Origin of the sequence: Paraburkholderia unamae (genome assembly GCF_003096875.1) — a bacterium.
Lineage (GTDB): Bacteria > Pseudomonadota > Gammaproteobacteria > Burkholderiales > Burkholderiaceae > Paraburkholderia > Paraburkholderia unamae.
In genome coordinates, this window is sequence record NZ_QEOB01000005.1 from 1 (window position 1) to 25,372 (window position 25,372).

Annotated in this window: 22 protein-coding genes; 11 read left to right on the plus strand and 11 right to left on the minus strand. The window is 66.2% G+C overall.

Going from position 1 to position 25,372, the window contains the following annotated elements; genetic code table 11:
* Positions 1-211: 211 nt before the first annotated feature.
* Complete coding sequence (locus C7402_RS11730; RefSeq protein ID WP_116610787.1) at positions 212-1,225, minus strand: LysR family transcriptional regulator; 1,014 nt, start codon at positions 1,223-1,225, stop codon at positions 212-214.
* Positions 1,226-1,504: 279 nt separating this feature from the next.
* On the opposite strand from C7402_RS11730, the gene C7402_RS11735 reads away from it, so the two are divergent.
* The 3 genes from C7402_RS11735 to C7402_RS11745 all read left to right on the plus strand — a co-directional run bounded on the left by C7402_RS11735 (position 1,505) and on the right by C7402_RS11745 (position 5,797).
* Positions 1,505-3,718, plus strand: coding sequence for an FUSC family protein (locus tag C7402_RS11735; protein WP_116610788.1), 2,214 nt, complete (start codon positions 1,505-1,507; stop codon positions 3,716-3,718).
* Between the two features lie 129 nt (positions 3,719-3,847).
* The gene (locus tag C7402_RS11740) at positions 3,848-4,069 is read left to right on the plus strand and encodes a hypothetical protein (RefSeq protein ID WP_116610789.1); all 222 of its coding nucleotides are present in this window, start codon (positions 3,848-3,850) and stop codon (positions 4,067-4,069) included.
* 195 nt (positions 4,070-4,264) lie between these two features.
* Positions 4,265-5,797, plus strand: a complete 1,533-nt coding sequence (locus C7402_RS11745; RefSeq protein WP_116610790.1) for an acetyl-CoA hydrolase/transferase family protein — start codon at positions 4,265-4,267, stop codon at positions 5,795-5,797.
* A 90-nt stretch (positions 5,798-5,887) separates the two neighbouring features.
* On the opposite strand, the gene C7402_RS11750 is transcribed toward C7402_RS11745, so the two are convergent.
* Positions 5,888-6,139, minus strand: a complete 252-nt coding sequence (locus C7402_RS11750; RefSeq protein WP_112177743.1) for a GlsB/YeaQ/YmgE family stress response membrane protein — start codon at positions 6,137-6,139, stop codon at positions 5,888-5,890.
* A 186-nt stretch (positions 6,140-6,325) separates the two neighbouring features.
* Positions 6,326-7,033 (minus strand): MgtC/SapB family protein, encoded by a 708-nt coding sequence (locus C7402_RS11755; protein WP_112177744.1) that lies wholly within the window; start codon positions 7,031-7,033, stop codon positions 6,326-6,328.
* A 220-nt stretch (positions 7,034-7,253) separates the two neighbouring features.
* Between C7402_RS11755 and C7402_RS11760 the strand changes: the two genes are divergently transcribed.
* From C7402_RS11760 to C7402_RS11785, 6 genes are all read left to right on the plus strand, one after another.
* Complete coding sequence (locus tag C7402_RS11760) at positions 7,254-8,288, plus strand: LysR family transcriptional regulator (protein ID WP_112177745.1); 1,035 nt, start codon at positions 7,254-7,256, stop codon at positions 8,286-8,288.
* A gap of 252 nt (positions 8,289-8,540) precedes the next feature.
* A complete protein-coding gene (locus C7402_RS11765; RefSeq protein WP_116610791.1) occupies positions 8,541-11,750 on the plus strand; it encodes an efflux RND transporter permease subunit in 3,210 nt (1,069 codons plus the stop codon).
* A gap of 19 nt (positions 11,751-11,769) precedes the next feature.
* On the plus strand, positions 11,770-13,017 hold the full coding sequence (locus C7402_RS11770) for an efflux RND transporter periplasmic adaptor subunit (protein ID WP_116611048.1): 1,248 nt from the start codon (positions 11,770-11,772) through the stop codon (positions 13,015-13,017).
* Positions 13,018-13,019: 2 nt separating this feature from the next.
* Positions 13,020-14,546, plus strand: a complete 1,527-nt coding sequence (locus tag C7402_RS11775; RefSeq protein ID WP_112177747.1) for an efflux transporter outer membrane subunit — start codon at positions 13,020-13,022, stop codon at positions 14,544-14,546.
* A 174-nt stretch (positions 14,547-14,720) separates the two neighbouring features.
* Positions 14,721-15,410, plus strand: coding sequence for a heavy metal response regulator transcription factor (locus C7402_RS11780; RefSeq protein ID WP_112177748.1), 690 nt, complete (start codon positions 14,721-14,723; stop codon positions 15,408-15,410).
* Positions 15,407-16,846: a heavy metal sensor histidine kinase gene (locus C7402_RS11785; protein WP_112177749.1), complete on the plus strand. Its 1,440-nt coding sequence runs from the start codon at positions 15,407-15,409 to the stop codon at positions 16,844-16,846. The genes C7402_RS11780 and C7402_RS11785 overlap by 4 nt, the downstream gene beginning before the upstream one ends.
* A 30-nt stretch (positions 16,847-16,876) precedes the next feature.
* On the opposite strand, the gene C7402_RS11790 is transcribed toward C7402_RS11785, so the two are convergent.
* Both C7402_RS11790 and C7402_RS11795 read right to left on the minus strand, forming a co-directional pair.
* Positions 16,877-17,968 (minus strand): AI-2E family transporter, encoded by a 1,092-nt coding sequence (locus C7402_RS11790; protein WP_116610792.1) that lies wholly within the window; start codon positions 17,966-17,968, stop codon positions 16,877-16,879.
* A gap of 117 nt (positions 17,969-18,085) precedes the next feature.
* The gene (locus tag C7402_RS11795) at positions 18,086-19,243 is read right to left on the minus strand and encodes a metallophosphoesterase (RefSeq protein WP_116610793.1); all 1,158 of its coding nucleotides are present in this window, start codon (positions 19,241-19,243) and stop codon (positions 18,086-18,088) included.
* A 421-nt stretch (positions 19,244-19,664) separates the two neighbouring features.
* Here C7402_RS11795 and C7402_RS11800 point away from each other — a divergent pair, with 421 nt between their 5' ends.
* Positions 19,665-19,988 (plus strand): hypothetical protein, encoded by a 324-nt coding sequence (locus C7402_RS11800; protein ID WP_112177752.1) that lies wholly within the window; start codon positions 19,665-19,667, stop codon positions 19,986-19,988.
* Between the two features lie 94 nt (positions 19,989-20,082).
* Positions 20,083-20,679, plus strand: a complete 597-nt coding sequence (locus C7402_RS11805; RefSeq protein ID WP_116610794.1) for an alpha-ketoglutarate-dependent dioxygenase AlkB family protein — start codon at positions 20,083-20,085, stop codon at positions 20,677-20,679.
* A 129-nt stretch (positions 20,680-20,808) separates the two neighbouring features.
* Here the strand turns inward: C7402_RS11805 and mdcH are convergent, their stop codons facing one another.
* Genes mdcH through C7402_RS11835 form a run of 6 tightly spaced genes read right to left on the minus strand, consistent with a single transcriptional unit; the run spans position 20,809 to position 25,372 of the window.
* Entirely contained in the window at positions 20,809-21,750 is a 942-nt protein-coding gene (mdcH, locus tag C7402_RS11810) for a malonate decarboxylase subunit epsilon (RefSeq protein WP_116611050.1), read from the minus strand.
* The gene (locus C7402_RS11815) at positions 21,747-22,424 is read right to left on the minus strand and encodes a malonate decarboxylase holo-ACP synthase (protein WP_116611049.1); all 678 of its coding nucleotides are present in this window, start codon (positions 22,422-22,424) and stop codon (positions 21,747-21,749) included. The genes mdcH and C7402_RS11815 overlap by 4 nt, the downstream gene beginning before the upstream one ends.
* The gene (gene mdcE / locus C7402_RS11820; protein WP_116610795.1) at positions 22,424-23,239 is read right to left on the minus strand and encodes a biotin-independent malonate decarboxylase subunit gamma; all 816 of its coding nucleotides are present in this window, start codon (positions 23,237-23,239) and stop codon (positions 22,424-22,426) included. The genes C7402_RS11815 and mdcE overlap by 1 nt, the downstream gene beginning before the upstream one ends.
* Entirely contained in the window at positions 23,236-24,117 is an 882-nt protein-coding gene (locus C7402_RS11825; RefSeq protein WP_372460533.1) for a biotin-independent malonate decarboxylase subunit beta, read from the minus strand. Before C7402_RS11825 ends, mdcE begins: the two co-directional genes overlap by 4 nt.
* Complete coding sequence (locus C7402_RS11830) at positions 24,114-24,416, minus strand: malonate decarboxylase subunit delta (RefSeq protein ID WP_112177756.1); 303 nt, start codon at positions 24,414-24,416, stop codon at positions 24,114-24,116. Before C7402_RS11830 ends, C7402_RS11825 begins: the two co-directional genes overlap by 4 nt.
* Positions 24,404-25,372, minus strand: a complete 969-nt coding sequence (locus tag C7402_RS11835; protein WP_116610797.1) for a triphosphoribosyl-dephospho-CoA synthase — start codon at positions 25,370-25,372, stop codon at positions 24,404-24,406. The genes C7402_RS11830 and C7402_RS11835 overlap by 13 nt, the downstream gene beginning before the upstream one ends.

The window sequence follows — 25,372 nt, forward strand, 5'->3', positions numbered from 1 at the left end:
CCACGCCGATGATAGTGCGGATTGCCCGTGTGAAAGTAGGTAATCGTCAGGCTCCTTATGCAGCAAGTCCAGAACCCCGGTGTCTCCGAAAGAGAACCGGGGTTCTGGCGTTTACGTGTCTGAAATGCGTGTGCGAGCAAGGCACCGCGCGATATAAAAAAAGCCGTCCTATGGACGGCTTTTTTGCTTTATCACCTTCGTGATTCGCGCATCAAAGCGCCGCTTTCTGAGCCGGGGCTGTAACCGAAGCGTCCTTTCCCAAAGCCCCATTCGCGGTCTCTTCCGCGAGTTGCTCCTGCGTCAGCTCTTCGAGCAGCGCCAGGTCGCGTTCGATCACTTGCGGAAGATGCGCCCGCATAAACTCCACCCACGTCTTGGTCTTGGCATCGACGAACTTGCGCGATGGATAAAGCGCGTACACGTTCGTCTTCTGGAGTTTGTGCTGGGGCAACACGCGCACGAGCGTGCCGTTGCGCAAGCCTTCGATTGCCGAGTAGACCGGCAGCATGCCGATCCCCATGCCTTCGCGAATCGCCACTGCGAGCGATTCCGCGATATTCACCTGCACCGGTCCGTCCACGTGCATCTCGACGCTGCCCTCGGGCCCCTCGAGCGTCCACTCGTGTGCCGGAACCGCGGGCGACTTGAGGATCAGGCAGTCGTGATGCGAGAGATCGGAGGGCGTGCGCGGCGCGCCGTGCGTATGCACATAACCCGGCGACGCGCACAGGATGCTGTAAGTCGAGCCAAGCTGGTGCGAAACGAGGTCCGAGTTCGGCAGCGAAGACGCCGTGACGACGGAAACATCGCTGCTGCCTTCGAAGAGATCCGGCATGCGCTGCGAGAGCGTCAGCTCGACAGTCACTTCTGGATGCAGCGCGCGATAGCGCGAAATCGCCGGCAGCACATACTGCTGACCAATGCTCGCGAAGCTGTGCATGCGCAGCGCGCCCGCAGGGCGTTCGTGTGCGCAGCTCGCTTCTTCTTCCGCGCTGTCGACGTCCGCAAGAATCTGCGAGCAGCGCTTCAGATACCGCTCGCCCGCGGGCGTGAGCGCGAGCCGGCGCGTCGAGCGGTTGAGCAGGCGGGTGCGCAAATGCGCTTCGAGTTCCGACACCGCGCGCGACATCGCCCCCGTAGTCGAGTCCAGCGACTGAGCCGCGGCCGTGAAACTGCCCGCCTCCACGACGCGAACGAACACCCGCATGTTTTGTAACGTATCCATCAGACCTTCTTCTTAGGCACAGAAACGATATTGTCCGCCTCTGCGGGCACGTCATTGTTGAGTGATCTGGAACGGAGGTTCCCCGACCGTCCCGTTAATTCGCTCCAGTGACGCTCCTACAATCGGCGGCAGTCGACCTCAGTTGGTGTGTCGATCCGGCTCAGCGCTTGACGCTGAATCGGGTCCACGGCACCGGCTTTGGCCCCATGCAACAGAGTTGCGCAATCCCTGCGAAAGCAGGCGACATTCTTCGTAACAGCCCGAGCGTAGTCGTTTTCCATGAGCCGCCAGCCAGCCATACATCGAGCGATCGGCTCGCGTCGACGCGCCGAAGTCATCTGGCGCGCCGCAAGGCGGGCGCTGCACGACTGGCAGGGCAGCGACGGTGCGATCTGGCTGCATCTGCTGAAAACGGTCACGGCCGGCTTGCTTGCAATGGGCATTGCGATGCTGCTGGACCTGCCGCAGCCGCGCATTGCGATGACGACCGTGTTCGTGCTGATGCAGCCGCTCTCCGGCATGGTGTTCGCAAAGAGCTTCTATCGCATCGTAGGCACCGCCGTCGGCATGATCGCGGCGGTGGTGCTGGGAGCCGTGTTCATCCAGCAACCCGAACTCTACATACTCGGGATGACGGTATGGGTGGCCGCATGTACGGCCGCTGCCATGAGGAATCGGCATTTTCGCTGGTACGGTTACGTGTTGGCCGGCTACACGGCAGCGCTGATCGGTATTCCGCTCGTCATGCAGCCCAACGGCCTCTTTCTCGCTGCGCTGGGGCGCGGCGCCGAAGTGGCGGTGGGCATCCTCTGCTCGGGCATGGTCAGCGCGGTGATCGTGCCCCGGCAGTCGGGCTCAGTGCTGGACCGCACCTTGCGCACACGTTATCTTAATTTTACTTCGTTCGCGTCTGCTGTGTTGGCCGGAAGGCTTGAAAGAGGCGCATTCGAAGGCCGATTTGCGGGCCTCGTCGACGACGTGGTCGGTTTCGAGGCAACCCGCGCTTTCTCGTTTTTCGAAGATCCGACCATGCGCTCGCGCAGCGGCGTGCTTTCGCGTCTGAACTCCGAGTTCATGGACGCGTGTGCCCGTCTGCACGCGCTGCGCCAACTGCTCAAACGACTGCACTGGAGCGACGCGGCGATCGCCCCTCTCGCGCCATATTTCAGCGAGCTTGCAACGCTGCTGTCACAGCAGCCGCGCCAGAACGAAAGCGATCGAGCCTACGCGCTGCGGCTTGCCGGCGGCCTCGAAGCGTTCCAGCACACCTTGCCGCGCCATGTGCGCGAGACGCGCCGGCCGCTCGAAAGCGCGCTGCCGGAGGCGCTGCCGGACTTCGATACGTCCGCCGAACTCATCTACCGCTTCACGACCGAGATCGTGCGCTACAGCCGCACCTGGGCTTCGTTGACGGAGCCGAGGCTCACGCAGGAGCCGCGCGTCGCGCGCTACGTGCCGCGTACGAGCTGGTATGTGGTGGCGTTCACCTTCCTGCGCACGGCCGTGGTGATCGCCGCGATCGGCTGGTTCTGGGTCGAGACCGACTGGCCGAGCGGCGGCCTCGCCATGATCGCCGCGGCGCTCACGTGCGCGCTCACGTCGTCGGCGCCGAGCGCGTCGCGCATGGCCGTGCAGATGGCCGTCGGCGCGGCGTTTGCCGCCGTCACGGGCTACCTCTTCACCTGCTACGTCTATCCGAACGTCGATGGCTTCCCGCTGCTTTGCGCGGCGCTCGCTCCGGTGCTCGCCATGGGTGCCTTTCTCGCCACGCGCCCGCGCATAGGGGGCTACGGGGTCGGATTCTCGGTGTTCTTCTGTCTGCTGGCCGGCCCTGACAACGTGATCGCCTACACGCCGGACCTGCTGATCAACAACGGCATCGCCGTCGTCACCGCGATGGTGGTCGCCTCGCTGGCCTTCGCGGTCGTGTTTCCGCCGCATATGAACTGGCTCGTCGAGCGCATGTGCGTTTCGCTGCGCGGGCAGGTCGTGCTGGCCTGCCATGGCGAGCTCGAGGGCCTCGGGCAGCGCTTCCAGTCCGGCACGCACGACCTGATGCACCAGTTGCGGCTGTTGCTCAACGGCCGCCGCCATGCGCACCGCCGGGCGCTGCGCTGGATGCTCGTCACGCTCGAAGTGGGGCACGCCGTCGTCGACCTGCGCAACGAGGCGCAAGCGGCGGCCTGGCTGGGCGCTCGCGACGCGCGCTGGCCGTCGGCCCTCGAACGCGTGCAAGAGGACATTGCAGGCCTTTTCGAGCACCCGGATGGGGCATTGCTCGATCGTGCGCTGGTGTCCGTGCGCGCCGCGACCTGGATCGCCCAGGAAGCGCTCGCAGCGGTGCATCACGAGCGCGAAAGGCGCCACGACGTGCAACGGCTCCTGAGCCATCTGCACTTTATTCGCAGCGCGCTGCTCGATCGCGACGCGCCGCTCGGCCCGCTGGCTCGCCGCGGCCGCCGCACGACCGAAAGATCGTTGAAAACTCAATGAAAAAGCGGGGCTGCGCGATCTTGCCGCAGTCTGGAAATATGCCTTCCACCCCGCCTTCTTAATCATTTCGACCCCGAGTCATATAGTCACATCACTGCTTCGCAGTACCCGTTAGCACTGGAGAGTAAAATGAAGTCCGTGAAGATCGCTGTTGTTGCCTGTTCGCTGTTTGCCGCCGCCGCTGCTTATGCACAGAACGAAGCACCGGCAGCGAGCGTTCCTCAGCAGGTCGCGCAATCGGCTGCCCCGCAAGCCGCACAAGCGCCCGCCCATCGCGAAATCGTCAAGCCGGCAAAGAAGGATGAATGCGTCGGCCCGGCCAGCTTCTGCAATATTTATTTCGGTAGCTGAGATCCAGAGCAGCCAGCCATGTGCAGGCCCTCGCTGAAATCATGTGCCGCGACGCCTTCACCAGGGCGCCGCGGTTTTGCGCATTGTGGCTTCTAAAAACGTTGCAACAGTGTTTTGTGAAACTCGCAGTGCACGGCCGCCGATGCAAGACCTGAAAATGGGCACCAGGCGATCAGAGAGTTTGTGGAGACTTTGATGTACGAAGACCGTATCCGTTGTGCCGCCTTGCGCGGGAAAATTACTTCGGCTGCCGAGGCGGCCCAACTCGTGCGCAATGGCATGCGTGTCGGCGCGAGCGGTTTTACCCGCGCCGGCGACACGAAGGCTGTGCCGATCGAACTCGCACGCCGCGCGCGTGAAGAGAAGGAGCCGCTGCGTATCACGCTGATGACGGGCGCTTCGCTCGGTCACGACGTCGACCGCGTGCTGACCGAAGCGGGCGTGCTCGAACGCCGTTTGCCGTTCCAGGTGGACTCGACGCTGCGCAAGGCCATTAACCGTGGCGAAGTGATGTTCGTCGACCAGCACCTCTCCGAGACCGTGGAGATGCTGCGCGCGAACCTGCTCGGCAAGCTCGACCTCGCGATCATCGAGGCCGCGGCGATTACCGAAACCGGCGCGATCGTGCCTACGACCTCGGTCGGCAATTCGGCAAGCTTCGCGATTCTCGCGGAAAAGGTGATCGTCGAGATCAACCTCGCGCAGCCGCTCGCGCTCGAAGGCCTGCACGACGTGTGGATTCCGGGCCGCCGCCCGCATCGCGATCCGCTGCCGATCGTGCGCCCGCAAGACCGCGTGGGCACGACCGCGATCGAAATCCCGCCCGAGAAGATTGCCGCGATCGTCATCACGAACGAAGCGGACAGCCCCTCGACCGTGCTGCCCGCCGACGAGGAAACCGCGCGCATTGCCGGCCACCTCATCGACTTCCTGCGCCATGAAGTGAAGCACGGCCGCATGAGCGCGCAACTGCCGCCGCTTCAGGCCGGCATCGGCACGATCGCGAACGCGGTGCTTTCGGGCTTCGTGGATTCTCCGTTCGAAGCGCTTACGATGTACTCCGAAGTGTTGCAGGACTCGACCTTCGACCTCATCGATTCGGGCAAGATGGTGTTCGCCTCGGGCGCGTCGATGACGCTCTCCGCGCCGCGCCAGGCCCAGGTGCTCGCCGAACTCGACCGCTATCGCGACAAGCTCGTGCTGCGTCCGCAGGAAGTGAGCAACCATCCGGAAGTGATCCGCCGTCTCGGTCTGATCGCGCTGAACACGGCGCTCGAAGTCGACATCTACGGCAACGTGAACTCCACGCACGTGGGCGGCACGCACATGATGAACGGCATTGGCGGCTCGGGCGACTTCGCGCGCAATGCATCGTGCGCGATCTTCGCGACCAAGGCCATCGCCAAGGACGGTCGCATTTCGAGCATCGTGCCGATGGTGCCGCACGTCGATCACAACGAGCACGACGTGGACGTGATCGTGACCGAGCAGGGTCTTGCCGACCTGCGCGGCCTGGCGCCGCGCGAGCGCGCCACGCTGATCGTCGAGAACTGCGCGCATCCGCTCTATCGAGACCTGCTGCGCGACTACTACCGCGACGCGCTGAAGATCGGCGGCCAGACGCCGCACAATCTCGCTCGCGCGTACGAAATGCATCTGCGCTACAACGAAACGGGCTCGATGCTGCTCGACACAACCGGCGAAGGCGGCCTTGCCGTCAACGCATAAGGCATGAAGCCCAGGCAACTGGGCCGTGTCCATAAGAAAACGGGAGCACCTGCAAAGGTGCTCCCGTTTTTTATTGCCGCTGCGAATTCGTTAAGCTCTTTTGAATAGCCGGATGATAAAGAGCAGAATGACCGCGCCGATGATCGCGGTAATGATCGAACTGATCATGCCCGCGCCAATATGAATGCCGAGCAGACCGGCCAGCCAGCCGCCGATGAACGCGCCGACAATGCCGACGATGATATCGACGAACAAACCGAAGCCGCCGCCCTTGACGAGGACGCCGGCGAGCCAGCCTGCGATTGCGCCGATGATGAGCCAGGCAATGATGCCGTGTTCCATATGAATAGACTCCCCTTGTTGGCGTGAACGAATCACGGTGAATGGAGCTTAGTCCAAGGGCGAAAGGGCGTCCACGAAACGCGGCCAGAATTGACAGTTCTTCAAAACTGGCGGGAATAGTTTTAAAAAACGCAATACATTAGAAATGTATTCGTAAGGAATGCGGGCCGATGCAAGACCGAAGTCTTATTCAGGCGCGATTTCGGGTTCGGCGGCCGTCCAGCTCACGCTGGAAACGCCTTTTTCCATGCTCAGGCGGCTCGCCATGAGTTCGAGCTTCGACTGGTATTTCGGATGCAGCCGCATCGTCGCCGTCACGCGCAGGCGCTGCGCATCGCCGGGCATGTCCTCGCTCGTCAGGCTCTGAAATGAAAGCGGCGTGGAGTACATTGAATTCGAAAGCACGGTGCGGATATGCACTTCGTCTTCTTCGCGGCAGACGACCGTGAGGACATAGGCACGCACGAGATCCGCATTCGAAACGGGCGTCGCGTTGATGATGCGGCTCACCTCGCGCAACACCGTGTTCGTGAGCAGCACGACGACGGTGCCGGCCAGCGCCGGGCCGTAATGGCCTGCGCCGCACAGCACGCCCACGGCTGCGGAGCACCAAAGCGTCGCGGCGGTATTGATGCCCTGAATCGAGCCCTTGTCGCGCATGATGACGCCGCCGCCCAGAAAGCCCACGCCGGAAACCACATAAGCCGCGATTTGCGTGACGCCGCTCGACCCGTTGCCGGTCAATGCGCCGAGCGTGACGAACAGGCACGCGCCGCTCGCCACGAGCGTGATGGTGCGCAGACCCGCCGTGCGCTGGCGCATCTGGCGTTCGAGTCCAATGGCGACGCCGCAGGCGAACGCCGCGAGAAGGCGCAGGGCGAATTCGAGAGTCATCGTTTTGTCATGAAAGCACGTGCCGGCGGGGCGCTACGTGCTCGCGCGCAAGGCGTAGCGGATGCGCCGGGGGGCGCCGTGGATCATACGCGGGACGCGGCGGCTCGCCAAGCTGTCGGCGCTGCCATGTTCAGGTCAGCATCAGGCCACGGCTCGTGCGCGAAACTGGTTCCATTCGTGTGGAGATGGGAAAGGCAGGGCGAATGAACAGGAGTTTCTGATGGATACGCTGCGCAATATGCGGGTCTTCGTGCGGGTGGTGGAGTCCGGCAGCTTCACGCGCGCCGCGACGAGCGAAACGATGACGACCGCGCAGGTCTCGCGCGCGGTCACCGACCTGGAGTCGCGGCTGCGCACGCGGCTCCTGAACCGGACCACGCGGCGCATGTCGCTGACCGAGGCCGGCGAGCGTTACTTTCAAAGCTGCAAGCGTATCCTCGCCGACATCGAGCAGGCGGAGGCCGAAGCCGCCGCCGCGCACGCGAACCCGTCGGGCAAGCTGCGCGTGTATGGCGGCACGAGCTTCGGACAGCACTATGTGATGCCGCTGATCGCGCGTTATCAGCAGCATTTGCCGGAGGTCTCGGTCGACCTCACCATCGCCCAGCAGATGCCGGACATCATCGAGGAGGGCTTCGACGTGGCGGTGGTGGTGGCCGCCGATCTTGAGGACTCCGCGCTAATTTCTCAGCACCTGGGCAGCACCGCCGCCATTCTTTGCGCGTCGCCCGATTACCTGCGCGCGCGTGGCGTGCCGCAGGCCTTCGACGATCTGGAGTCGCATACCTGCCTGCACCTGACCGACGCGAGCCTGCCCGCCGGCCAGTGGGTTTCCGAAGGCCCGCTCGGCGAGACCTTCCGGCATACGGGCGTGACGCCCTTCCAAGTGAACAACCCCGAAGCGCTCGCGCTCGCCATACGCGAAGGCATGGGCATCGGCCCGCTGCCGGTGCCGGTGGCGCTGCCCGGCCTCGCCGACGGCACCCTCGTGCGCGTGCTGCCCACGCATCGCTTGCAGAAGCTCAACATCTACGCGCTATACGCATCGCGCCGCTATCTGGACGCGAAGATCCGCACCTTCGTCGAGTTCCTGCGCGAGAAAGTGCCGCTCGTGCTCGCCGAGCAGGAAACCGCGCTCGCCACGTGCGATGCGCCGCTACACCCGCATGCGGACGCACACGGGGCACGCGTTTATGAAGGACGCGGCAACGGCCGCGACTTGCGCGATCAGGAGCGTTTGCGGCTTGTGAATTGAAGCAGTTAAAGAGGTAACTGCGAGGCACACGCACGGCAAGCGGCAGGCGCAATCGCATATCCGCCACTTCCCGGGCGCCGCTTCGCGCCGTTGCAACAGCGATCCTTCCGCGCTTTTGCGCGCCTCGCACGTTGCCTGTCAATTTCGCCATATTGGCGCCAGCGACCTGCCACCGCCATTGCCTATGATGCGGCACTCGCTGGATGAAAGCGCCCCGTTCCAACCCTCGCCTGAGCTGCCCGAAACGCTGACATGTGGATTGTCAATCTCGCGCTGAAACGGCCATACACGTTCATCGTGATGGCCATCATGATCGTGCTGGCCACGCCCTTCGTGCTCATGTCGATGGCCACCGACGTGCTGCCGAACATCAATATTCCGGTCATCAGCATCATCTGGTCGTACACGGGCTTTTCCGCGAAAGACATGGCCGACCGCATCACCTCGGTCAACGAGCGCAGCCTCACCACCACGGTCAGCAATATCGAGCACATCGAGTCGCAGTCACTGCCCGGCATCGCCATCATCAAGCTGTTCCTGCAACCGGGTGCGAGCCTGCAAACGGCCATTGCCCAGGCGGTTGCATCGGAACAGGCGCAACTCAAGCAGATGCCGCCCGGCGCCACGCCGCCGCTCGTGATCAGCTATTCGGCGTCGAGCATTCCGGTGATTCAGCTCGGCCTCTCCAGCAAGTCGATGAGCGAGCAGGCGCTCGCCGACGTCGCGATGAACTTCCTGCGCCCGCAGCTCATCACGATTCCCGGCGCGCAGGTGCCTTACCCATACGGCGGCAAGACGCGCGTGATCTCCGTGGATCTCGACACGCGCGCGCTCATTTCCAGGGGCCTCACGCCCGCCGACATCGTCAGCGCCGTCAACGCGCAAAACCTCATCCTGCCCACGGGCACGGCCAAGCTCGGCCAGACCGAATACCGCGTGGACACCAACGCGTCGCCCGACACGCTCGCGGGCCTGAACCGCATTCCCGTGCAAACGGTGAACGGCGCGACCACTTATCTCGGCGACGTCGCGCACGTGCGTGACGGCTTCACGCCGCAAACCAATGTGGTGCGCCAGGACGGGCAGCGCGGCGTGCTGATGTCGATTCTCAAGAGCGGCGACGCCTCCACGCTGCAAGTGGTGGGCGCGCTCAAGTCGCTGTTGCCGAAGGCGCGCGACACGCTGCCCGCCGACCTCGTCATCAAGCCGCTGTTCGACCAGTCGGTGTTCGTCTCGGCCGCGGTGCAGGGCGTGGTGCGCGAAGCGCTCATTGCCGCCGCGCTCACGGCGGCGATGATCCTGCTCTTTCTCGGCAACTGGCGCAGCACGCTCATCATCGCCGTGTCGATTCCGCTGTCGATTCTCGCCTCGATCATCGCGCTCTACGCGCTCGGGGAGACCATCAACATCATGACGCTCGGCGGCCTCGCGCTCGCGGTCGGCATACTCGTTGACGACGCAACGGTCACGATCGAGAACATCGAGCGGCACCTCCACCTGGGCGCGGGGTTGCACGAGGGCATCCTCGAAGGCGCGGGCGAGATCGCGGTGCCCGCGCTCGTCTCGACGCTGTGCATCTGCATTGTGTTCGTGCCGATGTTCTTCCTCACGGGCGTGGCGCGCTTCCTGTTCGTGCCGCTAGCGGAAGCGGTGGTCTTCGCGATGATCGCGTCGTACATCCTCTCGCGCACGCTGGTGCCCACGCTCGCGATGCTGCTGTTCGAGGGCCACGATCCTTCGGCGCATGCGCAGCGCAGCGAGGGCTCGCTGTTCGCGCGCATCCATTGGCGCTTCAATCATGCATTCGAGCGCGTGCGCGCCAACTACATCGCACTGCTGAGCCTGCTGCTCTCGCGCCGCAGGTTGTTCGGCGGTTCGTTTCTCGCCTTCTGCCTGCTTTCGCTCGGCCTCGTGTTCTTCCTTGGCCGCGACTTTTTCCCGTCCGTCGACGCGGGCAATATCCGGCTGCATATGCGGGGCCCAACGGGCTTTCGCATCGAGGAAACCGCGCGCCTCGCCGACCAGGTCGAACAGGTGATTCGCGAAGTCGTGCCATCCGACCAGCTCGAAACGATCGTCGATAACCTCGGGTTGCCGTATAGCGGCATCAATCTCTCGTACAGCAACGCGGGCACGATAGGTACGCTGGACGGCGAGATCCAGATTGCACTGAAGCCCGACCATGACCCCTCGCGCGTCTACATAGAGAAGTTGCGCGCGCTGCTGCCGCAGCGCTTTCCGGGCGTGGAGTTCTTCTTCCAGCCCGCCGACATCATCACGCAGATCCTCAACTTCGGTCAGCCCGCGGCGATCGACGTGCAGGTGGTGGGCGCCAACCTCGGCCAGGACATGGCGCTCGCGAGCACGCTGCTCAAGCAGGTGCGGCAACTGCCGGGCGCCGTCGACGCCCATATCGAGCAGCGCAACGACGAACCCGCGCTGATGCTCGCCATGGACCGCACGCGCATGCAGCAGTTGAACCTGAGCCCGCAGAACGTCGCGCAGGACGTGCTGATCGCGCTTTCGGGCAGCACGCAGACTTCGCCCGCGTTCTGGGTGAGCCCGCAAAACGGCGTGGAGTATCCGCTCGCCGTGCAAACGCCGCAGTACCGCGAAGCCTCCATGAACGAGCTGATGGGCACGCCCGTTTCGGCGCGCAGCGCGAACCCGAACGCGCCGCTGCAACTCGTGAGCAACCTCGTGCAGCTCAAGCCGCACGGCGGACCGGCCATCGTCACGCACTACAACATCCGTCCCGTGATCGATCTGCTCGTGAGCGTGGAAGGCAGCGACCTCGGCTCAGTGGGCGTAAACATCAACGACATCATCCGGCACGTGCAGGCGCACGCGCCGCGCGGCACGACCATTACCATGCGCGGGCAGATCGGCACGATGCGCTCGTCGTATGTGGGTCTCGGCGTGGGCATTGCGATGGCGGTGGTGCTCGTGTATTTGCTGATCGTCGTGAACTTCCAGTCGTGGGCCGATCCGCTCATCATCATCAGCGCGTTGCCGGCGGCGCTCGCGGGCATTGCGTGGATGCTGTTCATCACCGGCACGCACCTGAGCGTGCCCGCGCTCACGGGCGCGATCATGACCGTGGGTGTCGCGACCGCGAACAGTATTCTGGTGGTGTCGTTCGCACGCCAGCGGCTCTCCGATGGCGCGACGCCGCTCGCCGCCGCGCTCGAAGCGGGCGCCACGCGCATCCGCCCTGTCCTGATGACGGCGTTCGCCATGATGATCGGCATGGTGCCGATGGCGCTGGGCCTCGGCGAAGGGGCCGAGCAGAACGCGCCGCTCGGGCGCGCGGTGATCGGCGGGTTGCTGTTTGCGACCGTCTCCACGCTATTGTTCGTACCCCTGATGTTCGCGACCGTGCATACGCGGCTCGCCCACCGCGCCGCCGCAAAGCGAGAACGTGCGGCGCGGCGGCGCGGCGCCTCGCGCGACACCCGTTAAGTCAAAAATGGCCGAAGACATGAACGAACCTCACCACCATTCGTCGCTCGACATCGCCGTGGGCGGCGAGCAGGGCATGGACCTGCCGGCGCGCGGCCAGGCGGGCAAGCGCGCGCGCCTCGCCGTGATCGTGGTTGCGCTGCTGCTCGCGGCCGGCGCCACGCGCACGATCGTGTCGAACCTCATGAACGCCCACCATCTCGCCGACGTCACGAAGCAGAACGCGCAGCAGTACGTGAGCGTCGTGCAACCGGTGGCGGCGGGCGCGGACGGCCGCATCGTCCTGCCGGGCACGCTGCGCGGCTATGTCCAGGCGCCGATCTACTCGCGCGCGAACGGCTACGTGCGGCGCTGGTACGCCGATATCGGCGCGCACGTGCAGCAGGGACAACTGCTCGCCGAGATCGATACGCCCGAGATCGACCAGGAACTCGCGCAGGCGCAGGCGCAGCGCGATCAGGCCGCTTCGACCCTCTCGCTCGCGAAGACCTCGTTCGATCGCGCGCAGCAATTGCGCCAGCGCGACGCGGTCTCGCAGCAGGAACTCGACGACCGCCAGGGCGCGTTCAACACGGACCAGGCGAACCTCGCGGCGGCCGAGGCGAACGTGCGCCGTCTCACGGAGACGAAGTCGTTCCAGCGCATCGTCGCGCCGATCACGGGCATCATCACGCAGCGCAACGTCGATATCGGCGACCTCGTGAACGCGGGCAACGGTGGCGCGGGCCGGGCACTCTTTTCGATCGCACAGTCGGACCCGCTGCGCCTTTATATCGACGTGCCGCAAACCTACGCGCAACAGGTGGCGGTGGGCCAGCACGTGAGCGTGACCGAGCAGGAGTTGCCTGGCGTGACCTTCGACGGCACCGTCACGCGCACGGCGCAGGCCATCGACGTGGCCACGCGCACGCTACAAGTTGAAATCTCGCTGCCCAATCACGACGGCAAGCTGCTGCCGGGTGCCTACGTGCAAGCGGCGTTGCAGACCGATTCGAAGGGCCTCTTGACGGTGCCGGGCAACACCTTGCTGTTTCGCGCGGAAGGCCCGCGCCTCGCCGTCGTGGACGCGGACGGCAAGATCAGGCTCAAGCCCGTGGACATCGCGCAGGACCTCGGCCAGACGCTCGAAATCAGCCGCGGGCTGGAGCCGGGCGATCGCGTCGTGCTGAACCCGAGCGATTCGATCGCCGATGGCGACAGCGTCGTGGTGGTCGCGCCGAACAAGACCGAGGCGGCGCGCGAGGCCGCGAAGCGGAGCGCGACGTGAGTATGCGAAGAACCCGGCAAGGGCGGCCGCTCGCGTATTTCACGGCGCTCGGCGCGCTTGGCCTGGCCGCGTGCACGGTCGGCCCCGATTACCGCGCGCCGCAAACCGAAAGTCCGGCCGCGTGGCGCGTCGATCCCGCCGATTCATACTGGCATGCGGCGCAGCCCTCGCATGCGCCGCTCGATCCGCAATGGTGGCAGGCGTTCGACGACGCGCAGCTCAGCAGCCTGGAGAGCGCGGCGCTCGCCGGCAACCAGACATTGCGCGTGGCCGCGGCGCATTACGCGCAGGCGCGCGCGACGCTGGCTTCGGTGTCCTCGCAGCAGAGCCCGCAGGTCGGGCTCGACGCAGGCGTCGCGCGCGAGCGCATTTCCGCGAACCGTCCGCTCACGAACTACGCGACGCCCAACGTCTCGACCGTGCAGAACGAGGTCAATGTCGGCGCAACCATCAGCTACGAGCTGGACCTGTTCGGGCGCATCCGGCGCATGGTGGAATCGGCGCAGGCCTCAACGGAACAGGCGGGTGACGACCTCGCCAACGCGCGCCTCGTGCTCACGGCCGAACTCGCGACCGACTACTTCGCCTTGCGCGAACTCGACGACGAGATCGACGTGGTGAACCGCTCGGCGGGCTTGCAGCAAAAGGCGCTCGATTTCGTGAGCGCACAGCACGATCTCGGCGCGGTCTCCGGGCTCGAACTGCTTCAGCAAAAGGCGCAACTCGCCGCGACGAAAACGCAGGTGCATCTGCTGGAGAATCAGCGCCAGCAGGAGCAGAACGCCATTGCCGTGCTGATCGGCAAGCCCGCGCCCGAGTTCGCGATCGAGCCGAAAGTCACGTCGCTGCCGGTGCCCGCGCTGCCGGCGGGTCTGCCTAGCGAGTTGCTACAGCGGCGGCCCGATGTGGCTTCAGCCGAGCGCGCCATGGCCGCCGCCAACGCGCAGATCGGCGTGGCGCGCTCCGCGTACTTCCCGGACATCACGCTTTCGCCCACGCTCGGCTGGGAATCGACGCGCTTCGGCGGCCTTTTTTCAGTGCCGAGCCTGATGTGGTCGGTGGGCGCGACGGCCGGCGAAGTGCTGTTCGACGGCGGCAAGCGCGCGGCGGGGGTGGACTTTGCGCAGGCCGGCTACGAGTCGGCCCAGGCCTCGTATCGTCAAACCGTGCTCACGGCGTTCCAGGAGGTGCAAAATGCGGTAACGGGCCTGTCGGTGCTGGACCGTGCATCGACCGAGGGGCAGTCCGCCGTGGACGACGCACGCAAGTCCTTCGATCTCGCCAACGACCGCTATCAGGGCGGCCTCGTGGCGTTCATCGATGTGCTCAACGCGGAACAGCAACTGCTTGCCAGCGAGCGCCAGGAAGTGCAGATTCACGGGCAGCAGGTCGCCACCGTGGTGTATCTCGCGAAGGCGCTGGGCGGCGGCTGGAGCACGCAAGAGCGCGAGCTTGCCTGTAGCGCGGGCACGTGCCGCGAAGTGCCGAACGCGGGTGCGGACACAAGCGTGGCGGCAGGCCGGAGCTAGCCGGCAGGGCGGGGAATGGAGCAGGGACACATAAAAGGGCTTGAGCGAGCCCGTTACCAGGGCGTATAAAAGCGCGCACATGCGGTCACGAGCCGCGGCGGGCGGCCGGTGCAAGGTGCGGGGTTCAACGCGCCGGGCGGACCCGCAAGGCATCGCGCGAAGAGGAGGGCGGGTATGAAAGTATTGGTTATCGAAGACGAACGCAAAGTCGTGGACTACCTGCGCAGCGGGCTCACGGAACAAGGGTGGATCGTGGATGTCGCCATGGATGGCGAGGAAGGCGCGTGGATGGCCACCGAGTACGATTTCGACGTGATCGTGCTCGACGTGATGCTGCCCAAGCTCGACGGCTTCGGCGTATTGCGCGCATTGCGCGCGAAGAAGGAGACGCCGGTCATCATGCTCACGGCGCGCGACCGCGTGGACGACCGCGTGCATGGCTTGCGCGACGGCGCGGACGACTATCTGACCAAACCGTTCTCGTTTCTCGAACTCGTCGAGCGCTTGCGCGCGCTCACGCGCCGCGCCCGCACGCAGGAATCCACCTTGATCTCGGTGGGCGATTTGCAGGTGGATCTCATCAGCCGCCGCGCGACGCGCGACGGCGTGCGCCTCGACCTCACGGCGAAGGAGTTTCAACTGCTCTCCGTGCTCGCGCGGCGGCGCGGCGAGATTCTCTCGAAGACGCTCATCACCGAGCTCGTGTGGGACGTGAATTTCGAAAGCAACGCGAACGTGGTGGAAACGGCCATCAAACGGCTACGCGCGAAGCTTGACGGTCCGCACGCGGCGAAGCTGCTGCACACCATTCGCGGCATGGGCTACGTGCTCGAAGTGCGCGAGGAAGGGGGCCAGCTGTCATGAAGCGCTCGATCTCGCTGCGGCTTTCGGCGATGTTCGCAGCGGTGTCGCTCGTCGTGTTCACGCTCACGGGCGCGGGCCTTTTCTTCCTGATGCAGCGCCAGCTTTTCAACGAGTTGCGCGAAACGCTCGACACGCGCGCACGCATCGCGAGCCTGATCGTTGCGCACGCACCCGATGTGCAGAAGTGGGCCTTCGTGCAGGAAAAGCTGCGCGACCTCTCGCCTGCGGACAGCCGCATGCACTATTACGTCGAAGGTCCGGACCCGCGCTTTCGCTTCGGCACGCCCATCGTCGGCAAAGTGACCGGCAACGTGGGCCCGAACCATCTGCTCGTGCGCCCGCCCGACTGTAGCTACGACATCATCACCACGACGTTCATCGTTCCCGCGAGCGGCGACCGGCCCCAGGTGAAGCTGGTGGTCGGCAGCGACTGCGTGCGCACCGAAGGCATGCTGCGGCGCTTCGGCATCGCGCTTGGCGTGCTGATCGCGCTTTCCACCGTTGCGGTCGCACTGCTGAGCCGCGCGGTCACGCGCTTCGGCCTGGCGCCGCTCACGCGCCTGTCGCGCGAGGCCGCGCAACTGAGCCCGTCGAACCGGCGGCAGCGTCTGCATACCGACGAGCTGCCCGAGGAGCTGCACGAGCTTGCGACGTCGTTCAACGGCGCGCTGGAGCGCCTCGACAAGGCCTACGAGCGCCTCGAATCGTTCAATGCCGACGTGGCCCACGAGTTGCGCACGCCGGTGAGCATCCTGATCGGCCAGACCCAGGTGGCGCTCACGCGCGACCGCGCGGTGGAGCAGTTGCAGCAAACCCTGCAATCGAATCTTGAGGAATTCGAACGATTGCGCGTGATCGTGAACGACATGCTGTTCCTCTCGCGCAGCGATCGCGGCGAGCGCGCTTCGGAGCTCACGGAAGTCTCGTTGCGCGCCGAGATCGAGCGCATGCTCGATTTCCTCGAAATGCCGCTGGAAGAAGCGCAGTTGCATGTGCAGGTGCAGGGCGATGCGCGCGCGTGGGTGAACACCTCGCTGATCGGCCGCGCCGTGAGCAATCTGTTCGTCAACGCGATCCAGCATTCGCCGCCGGGCGCGACGCTTTGCGCCACTGTCGCGCCGCAGGACGGGCACGTGGAGATCGCCGTGTCGAACCCCGGCGAACCGCTCGACCCCGTGGTGCGCGAGCATATCTTCGACCGCTTCTACCGTATTCAGGAGGCGCGCTCGAACAGCCACGAGAATCACGGGCTCGGGCTTTCGATCGTCAAGGCCGTGGCGGAGATGCACGGCGGCACGGTGTTCGTGCGCAGCGCGAACGGCGTCAACACGTTCGGGTTTTCGGTGGCCGTGGACGGCGGCGAAACGCAGGCGGCCCCTGTTCCCGGCATCGTGCGGCAGGGCCGCGCCGGCCTGCCGCTGCATGTCTCGCCTTGATTGCGGGCCGCGCTTGCGCGGCCTGTTCTTTTAGACGGGCTCGTCCTCGGCGGGCGTGCTCTCGTTCTCGACCATGTGCTGGTCGCGTCGCAGCAGGTCCCAGCAGCTAATGAAGAGCGCCGCGACGAGCGGTCCGATCACGAAGCCGTTGATGCCGAGGAGCGAGATGCCGCCGAGCGTGGAGATGAGCACGACCCAGTCGGGCAGGCGCGTGTCCTTGCCCACGAGCACGGGGCGCAGCACGTTGTCCACCGTGCCGATCACCACCGCGCCGAAAATCGCGAGGCCGATGCCCTTGGCGAGCGCGCCCGTCGAGAGGAAATACACGGCGATCGGCGCCCACACGAGCGCCGCGCCCACTGCGGGCAGCAGCGAAAGCAGCATCATCACGAAGCCCCACAGCAGCGCGCCCTGAATGCCGAGCACCCACAGTGCGATACCGCCCAGCCCGCCCTGTACGACCGCCACGGCCACATTGCCCTTCACGGTGGCCCGAATGACCGTCGTGAACTTGCGCATGAGGAGCAGCTTGTGCTGCTCGTCGAGCGGAATGGCGTCGCGCACGAGCCGCGAAATCTCCCGGCCGTCGCGCACGAGAAAGAAGAACAGATAGAGCATCACGCCAAAGCTCACGAAGAACTGCAACGTGTTCTGCCCGAGGCTCAGCGCACGCGTGGCGACGAACTGGCTGATCTGCGCGGCGCCCGCCGAAAGACGCTGCTGGAGGCCGCCGAGATCCATGAGGTCGTAGCGCGCGAGCAGGTTTTGAATCGACTGCGGCAGCGCATGCACGATCTGGCTGAAGTACGTGCCGATGTCGAGACTGCCGCCGCGCACCTGCTGGTAGGCCGAGGCGACCTGCTGGACCAGCGTGCCCGCCACGAGCGTGAGCGGGAAGATCACGATCACCACGCAGATCGTGAGCGTGATGAGCGCGGCGAGATTGCGCCGCCGACCGAGGCGCGCGACGAGCCGGCGCTGCACGGGCTGAAAGATCAAGGCGAGAATCGCGCCCCAGAGCACCGTGCTGAAAAACGGCGCGAGGATGAAGCAGAGCGCGACCGACACCCCGAGCAGCAGCAGATAGAACGCAGTCTGATGAAGGTGCTTGTTGCCTTCCATGAGCGATGGATTCCTGGTGACGCCGGCTGGCGGATCGTTGCAGGCCGAACGCGCGACGACAAACGGCGGCCTTGCCGCATCATACCGGCAAGGCCGCGCGGTCCGTCGCGCAACGCTTCAGTGTGCGCGTACGAGCCGCAGGCGCGTGATTTCCGAGGGCGCGCCAAGGCGCTTGGGCGGGCCCCAGTAGCCCGTGCCGCGGCTCGTATAGACCCACAGGCTGCCGAGCTTTTCGAGGCCGGCCGTGAACGGCTGCTGTAGGCGCACGAGGAAGTTCCACGGAAAGATCTGGCCGCCGTGCGTGTGGCCCGAAAGCTGGAGCGTGAAGCCCGCGTCGGCCGCCGCGTGGGCCGTGCGCGGCTGGTGCGCGAGCAGCACGCGCGTACCGACGTCGTCGGGCGCGCCGCGCAGCGCCTGAACCGGGTCGCTGCGGTGCGCGGGATCGAAGTGGCCGCCGGTGTAGTCGGTCACGCCGGCCAGCACGAGCCGCCCGTCGCCATGCTCGATCACGACGTGCTGGTTCATCAGCACCGTCAGGCCGATGCGGCGGAACTCGGCGACCCAGGCGTCCGCGCCCGAGTAGTACTCGTGGTTGCCGGTCACGAGGTACACGCCGTGATGCGCGGCGAGCCTGCCGAGCGGCGCGGTATGGTCGGCGAGATGCGCGACGCTGCCGTCCACCACGTCGCCCGTAATGGCGACCACGTCGGCGTCGAGCTGGTTCACGGCGCGCACGATCGCGTCCACGTAGCCGTGCTTGATCGTCGGCCCCACGTGGATATCGCTCAACTGCACGATGGTGAAGCCTTCGAGCGCGGCGGGCAGCCCGCGTACCGGCACTTCAACATTGAGTACGCGCGCGCGCCGCCGCGCGTTGAAGAAGCCGAATGCGGAGGAGAGGAACGCTAGCGCGATCACCACGGCGGCACTCACGGTGCGCCAGCGCGTGAGATCGACGGCGCCATGCCATAGCGCCTCGACGGTCATGGCCGAGGCGAGCACGATGTCGCGCGCGATCGTCAGCATGAGCAGCGACGAGAAGAAGCCCATGGCGAGCATGCCGATCCAGGCGAGGCGGTCGCCGAGCGAGTGGCGCTCGAAGCGGCGCGCGAGCATGCCGGGCGGAATGAACAGCACGGAGAGCACGAGCCACAGCACGGCGAGCCACTTGCCGGCCGCAGGCACCGGCAGGTCGGGAATCAGGCGGAAACCGACATAGGCATGCAGCAGCACGCCGATGGCGATGAAGCGAACCAGAAACGAGAGTCGGGGCATGGCGGCGCAAACGGATGGGAGTGGGCTCTCACGCGGGCACGATGCGCTGCGGTGAAGCCCGATGTCGCAACGCAGCAGGCAGGACAGCGAGGACAGGCTGCGATGCATTCTACCGGCAGCGCAGACTTCGTGCCGGATCGAAGCAGCGGGGCTGACGAGCGCATGGTGCGCCGCCGCATGTCATGCCTTTTGCAAGTCGCGTCAACATACATGCATGCGTGTATGCATGGGCTTCAGTGAAGCGCGGCGCGAAGTTGTGGCACTGCGGCATTTCCCTGGATTGCCAGTGCGACATGACCCGTCGCACTATGTCCATACAGGCCGCGAATACTCTATTAAACGTCCATTGAATCGGCCTTGGTGATGGACTATGCTGAAAAGGACGCCCGTGCGGTTTCGGGTGCACTGGGGGAGACAAATCATGAAAATTATCCGGCCGGTCTCGCAAGGTTTGCATGGTCGTCACGTCGGGCACGAGGGCAGCCACGTCATGCTGCCGATGGTCGGACTTTCGGTCATGGCCGTGGCGCTGTACTTCGCGGTCAAGCACATCGATATTCTCGACATCGGCCGCAGCGCGTTATTCGACGTCGTGATGGTGTTCGTCGCGCTCGGTATTGCGGGCATGTTCGGCGCAGTGGGCGCGTGGTTGCGCTCGCGCACCACCGACGAACCCGCCGAGGGCTTTTGCTTTGTCGGCGCGCTGATCGGCGCGGTGGTGTTCTATATCGCGCTGCTAACCTGATTCCTCCTATCTTGCGCTGATATCGGCAAGGCGCGGCGGCCGGGTCCGCGCCATGCGAAGATGGTTGCTTTCCCGCTCGATTGAAGCATTCGCGATGTTCGATCTCTTCGACGACACGCCGCAACCCGACGTGGCGTGGCATCCGTCATGGCTTGGGCCTGCGGCGGCGGACGAGGCGCTCGCGCGCATCGTCGCCGAGACCGGCTGGCGGCAGGAGCGTATCCGCACGCCCGGCGGCTGGGTGGACCAGCCGCGCCTCACGGCCTGGCAGGGCGATCCCGGCGCGGTCTATATCTACTCGGGCATCCGCAACGTGCCGCAACCGTGGACGCCCGCCGTGGCCGAACTGCGCGACGCCGTCTCGACGCTATGCGGCGTGCGCTTCAACAGCGTGCTGCTCAACCGCTACCGCAGCGGCACGGACAGCATGGGCTGGCATGCGGACCATGAACCCGAACTGGGCCCCGAACCGGTGATCGCCTCGCTGAGCCTCGGCGCGACGCGGCGCTTCGACCTGCGCCATAACGCGACGGGCGTGGTGCGCTCGTTCCGGCTGACGAGCGGCAGTCTGCTCGTGATGCAGGGCAAGACCCAGGCGCAATGGCGACACCGCGTGCCTAAAGAGGCTGCCGTGAGTGGCGAGCGCGTGAATCTCACGTTTCGCGTGGTGACGCCGGAATTGCGGAAATAGAGTGGATTTTCGCCGGAGATGGGTGGGTGATCGTCGATTTTCTGCTGATTGATGGCGCTGCCGGATTGGCTTTGAGCGTAAAAATCAAATATCACTTTATGCGCATAAACGCCGAAGTCAGGCGCGAAGTCAGGTGCTCTCTTCGCCAAGCCGCCGCCGCACGATCGCGGCGAGTCGCTCCAGCGGCAAGTTCGACGCCGCGAGCGCCGCTACGTCGGGATACCGCTCGCGCGCGATGTCGGTGAGCACCTGGCCAGGTGGCGCTTCGACCAGCACGCTCGCGCCCGATTCGATCATGACCGTGAGCGCGTCGTACCAACGCACCGTGTAGCGCATGTTGGTGGCGAGATCGGCGCGGATCGCTTCGGCGCTGTGCAGCGGGCGGCCGCCACGGTTGTCGACGTACACGCCGCGTGGCGCGCGAAACGGGATGTCACGCGCCCATGCGCTGAGCCGGTCGGCGGCGTCGGTCAATAGTTCGCAATGCGAAGGAACGGAAACAGCCAGGCGTTGCGCCTTGCGTGCACCGGCGGCCAGCGCACGCGCCGCGAAGGCTTCGAGCGCCGTGTCCGCGCCCGCCACGACGATCTGGCGCGGCGCGTTGACGTTTGCCACGTAGACGCGCTCGCCGCCGTCGCGCGCGTGCGCATCCGCGAGTGTTTCCACCTGCGTTTCGCTCAACCCCGCAATCGCCGAGAGGCCGTAGCCCGAAGGCCATGCGCTCTCCATCAGCTCGGCGCGCTTGCGCACCATATGCAGCGCGTCGGCGAAGGAAAGCGCTTCGCAACTCACGGCCGCCGCGTAGGCGCCCACCGAGAGTCCGGCGCTGAACTGCGGCACGAGACCGTCATGTGCGAGCGCGCGAGAGAGGGCCACGCCCGCGACCGTGAGCCCGATCTGCACGGCGACCGTGGAGCGCAACGCCTCGGCGTCGTCGAGCGAGAGGACGTCGAGTCCGAGCGCGGCCGACGCTTCGTCGAATGTCGCCTGCACTGCATCGTGCTGGGGCAGCTTGTGGAGAAAGCCGGGGCTTTGCGCGCCCTGGCCGGGAAAGAGCAGGGCGAGCGTCATGGCGAGCACCACGGGTCGGCAACGCGTTGCGCGCCGCTGCTCGCTCGCGCCAGCACGCGCGGCTGGTGTGCCGCGAGTTCGGCAAGCGCGACGCCGCCTGCGGGGGTTTCGAGTTGCGCGTCGATGCGCGTGCCGGCGCGGCCGGCGGCTTCGGCGAGCACGTGTGCGAGCGTGTCGATGGCGGCGCGCTCGATGCGTTGCGGCAAGCGGATCAGAATGTCGAGATCGCTCGATGCCGTGAGCGTGGCCGCGCCTGAGGCCAGTTCGAAACCGGCGCTGCCGGTTGGGCCCCAGACGTAGTCGTGCAGCGGCGAGGCGGCTTCGCGCAGGGCCGCGAGCGCGACGAAGGCGGGCAGCGCGCGGCGGGTATCGGGCGTCGCAACGTCAAGGAGCGCTTCTGGACTCATTGATATTTCGATATCCTCAATATTGAGCCACGTTGCGTGCCGCTCGGCGCGCGTGCTGCCCCGCACGCCCACGGCGACAAAGGCCGCCGCCGCGCGCGCACGCCGCACGACGACCCAGGGCGCACGCGCGAGCGCGTTGCGCACCCATGCCGGTTCGTCAGCCGATGGCGCGAGACGCGCCACGCGCAGCAGGTCGTGCGCGCGCCAGCGCGCATCGTCCACGCGCGGCGCGTCCTGGGCGAACGGCGGCGCGGCGCAGGCGTGCATCAGTTGGCGTCCCACTGAAGCGCAAGGCGCTTGCGCACTTCGATCGAGGCCGCGCGCGTGCGCTGCGCCGATTCGCCTTGCAAGCGATGCGCGAGCCCGCTCTTGTCGTCACGCGCTTCACGCACCTTCCGTGCGAGCACGTCGCGCACTCGCGCGATCTGTGCTTCGCTCGGCGCCTCTGCATCAACGTCGCCGATCAATTCGTCGAGCAGCCCGAGCTTGGCGAACGAGGCCATCGAATACGACATCGGCACGATCTTTTCGCCGAGCGCGTCGAGGTCTTCCACGCTGCGCCGCGTGACGCGTGCCGCCGCTTCCTTGCCCATGGCGTGCACCATCGTGCCGGGCGCATCGAGCGCGACGATGCGGTTGGCCTGGTAGCCGTGCGCGAGGAACGCGCCCGACATGGCGGGCCCAACGATCAGCGCCACCACGGGATGCCCCGCGAGCCGCGCGCTCGCATACGCATCCACGGCCGAGGCGCAGGCAAGGTGAATGCCGAGCATCTCCTCGCGATAGCCATAGGCCTGGCTCTTCACGTCGACGATCGCGACGATCGGGCGGCGCGTGCCGTTCGCGGCATCTTCGGCGATGGCTTCGCGCACGGCCTGTGCCAGACGCCAGCCTTGTTCCAGGCCCACCACATTGTCGCGGGCGCGAGGAAAGCGATTCGCGGGATCGGGCGCGACGGTGATGAAGCGTGCGGTCTCGCCGTCGAGCGGTGCATCGGCGTACTGAACGCAACTGCCCTGCGTTTTATCACCCGCGAGGGCGCGCAGCCAGCGTGCGCCGCGGCTCGTGGTCGTATCGTTCATGCCTTTTCTCCGCGCAGGTTCAGGGGCGACGCGGCGAACACCGCGCGCATCGATTCGGGGGTGACGGTGGCGGGATCGATCTGCGCGAGCTTCGCGAGCGTGGCATCCACGGCTTCGGAGCGATGCACGGGCGGCACACCTTGCGCGAACGCCGCACGCACGGCGGCGTGCACATCGTCCACGGCGTCTTCCACGAGCGCATCGGCGAATCCGGTGCGCGCGCGCTGTTCGCCGCCGATCAGTTGCCACACCTGGCGGCGGTCGCTCGAATCGAGCTCCTCGATGCCGGCTTCCTGTTCGATCACCTCGGGGCCGTTCATGCCGAGGCGCCCTTGCTTCGTCATCACGAGCGTCGTGCAGAGCGCGGCCGCGAGCGACATGCCGCCGAAACAACCCACCATGCCCGCGATCACGCCGACCACGGGCACATGACGCCGCAGCGCGACGATGGCCGACTGGATTTCCGCGATCACGGCGAGACCGAGATTCGCTTCCTGGAGGCGTACGCCGCCGGTTTCGAACAGGATGACGGGCCGCACGATCTTGCCGCGTTCGCAGTCGGCGAGCGCGAGTTCGAGCGCGGCGGCGATCTTGCTGCCCGACACCTCGCCGATGCTGCCGCCCTGGAACGCCGATTCGATCGCGGCCACGACGGCGGGCTGGCCGTCGATCGTGCCGCGCGCGATCACCGCGCCGTCGTCGGCCTGGCAGACGATGCCCTGCAACGGCAGCCAGGGCGACTCGATGCGATCGAACGGACCGAGCAACTCGCGGAACGTGCCCGCGTCGAGCACGGCGGCCGCGCGTTCACGCGCGCTCAGCTCGATGAAGCTTTCGCGCAGCAGCGCGCCCGGAGTCATTTGATTAGCCATGCTCATGACTGTGCTCCCTGCGCCGCTTCCACGGCTTCGGCGAGCCGCAGCGCCACGACGCCCGGCGTCGCACCGAAGTCGTTGATCTCGATGAGCGCCGCGCCGTCGTAACGCGTGAAGAAGCGATCGAGCACGCTCTTCCAGATGTGGCCATAGCCGTCCACGCTGGTGTGCACGACCACGCGCGCCTGCATGGCGTCGGCGGGCTGTAGCAGCACTTCGAGGTCGCCCGAGCCCACCACGCCCACGTGGGCGCGCGTCGTCACTGCGCGTTGCGCCGGATAGTCGAATGTCAGTTGTTCCATGAAACCGTCCTCCCGCCAGTGCGGTGCTGAAGCAGTCTGTCGATGAAGAGCGTCGCGGCGAGCAGATCGGCCGCGCCGCCAGGCGATGCGTTGAGCGCGAGCAGCGCGAGTTCGAGCGCGTCGAAGGCGGCGCGGCCCGCCTGCGTGCCGATGCCGCCCGCTTCGCGCACGCGCTGCGCGCCGGCTTGCGCGGCCTCGCGTCCCGCCAGTCCCGCGCGATGCAGCACGCAGGTGTCGTCGAGCGAGGCCATGATCGCGAGCAGCGCGTCCACGCGCGCGTGCGCTTCGTCGAGCCCGTGTGCGCGCGCCGCGTGCAGCGCGGGCAGGCCCACGCGCACGACGTGCGGAAAGCCGTCCTGCGCCTCGCTGCGCGCGCCGCCCACGTTGTAGCGCTGGCGCACGCGCTCGCCGTTGCTGCGCGAGGGTTGTGCGAGCAGATCGTCGAAGCGCGCGATTTGCGCGGCCGTCTCGCCGATGCGCGCTGCGTGTGCGTACGCGCTTTCGCTGCTCTGCGGCGTATGCGCGATCGTCGCGCCCGCCACGAGCAGGCCCACGATCCAGATCGCGCCGCGATGGGCGTTGCTGCCTTGCGTCGCGCGCATCATCGCGGCTTCGCCGGCGCGGCCGATGCGTGCGAGATCGGTGCGCAACGCCGTGCCCGGCGTCGCGCCGAGCGAGGCGCGCGCGAGCGCTTCGAACGTGGGTTCGAGCGCGTGCGCCGAACGCAGCATCGTCGCGAGATCGAGATCGTCGTGCGCGCCACTACCGCGCGCATCCACGAGTGCGGGCTTGGGCGTGAGGCGTGCTTCTTCGATCAGCGCTTCGCGGGCGAAGCGTGCGAGAAGCGCGGCGAGCCGGGCATCGGAGCAGGGCGGCTGCGCGTCGCGCTCGTACGGCACGCGCCGCGCGATGCCCGCCGAGCCTTCGGCGAGCGGCGTAAGGGGTAGCGTGCGCAT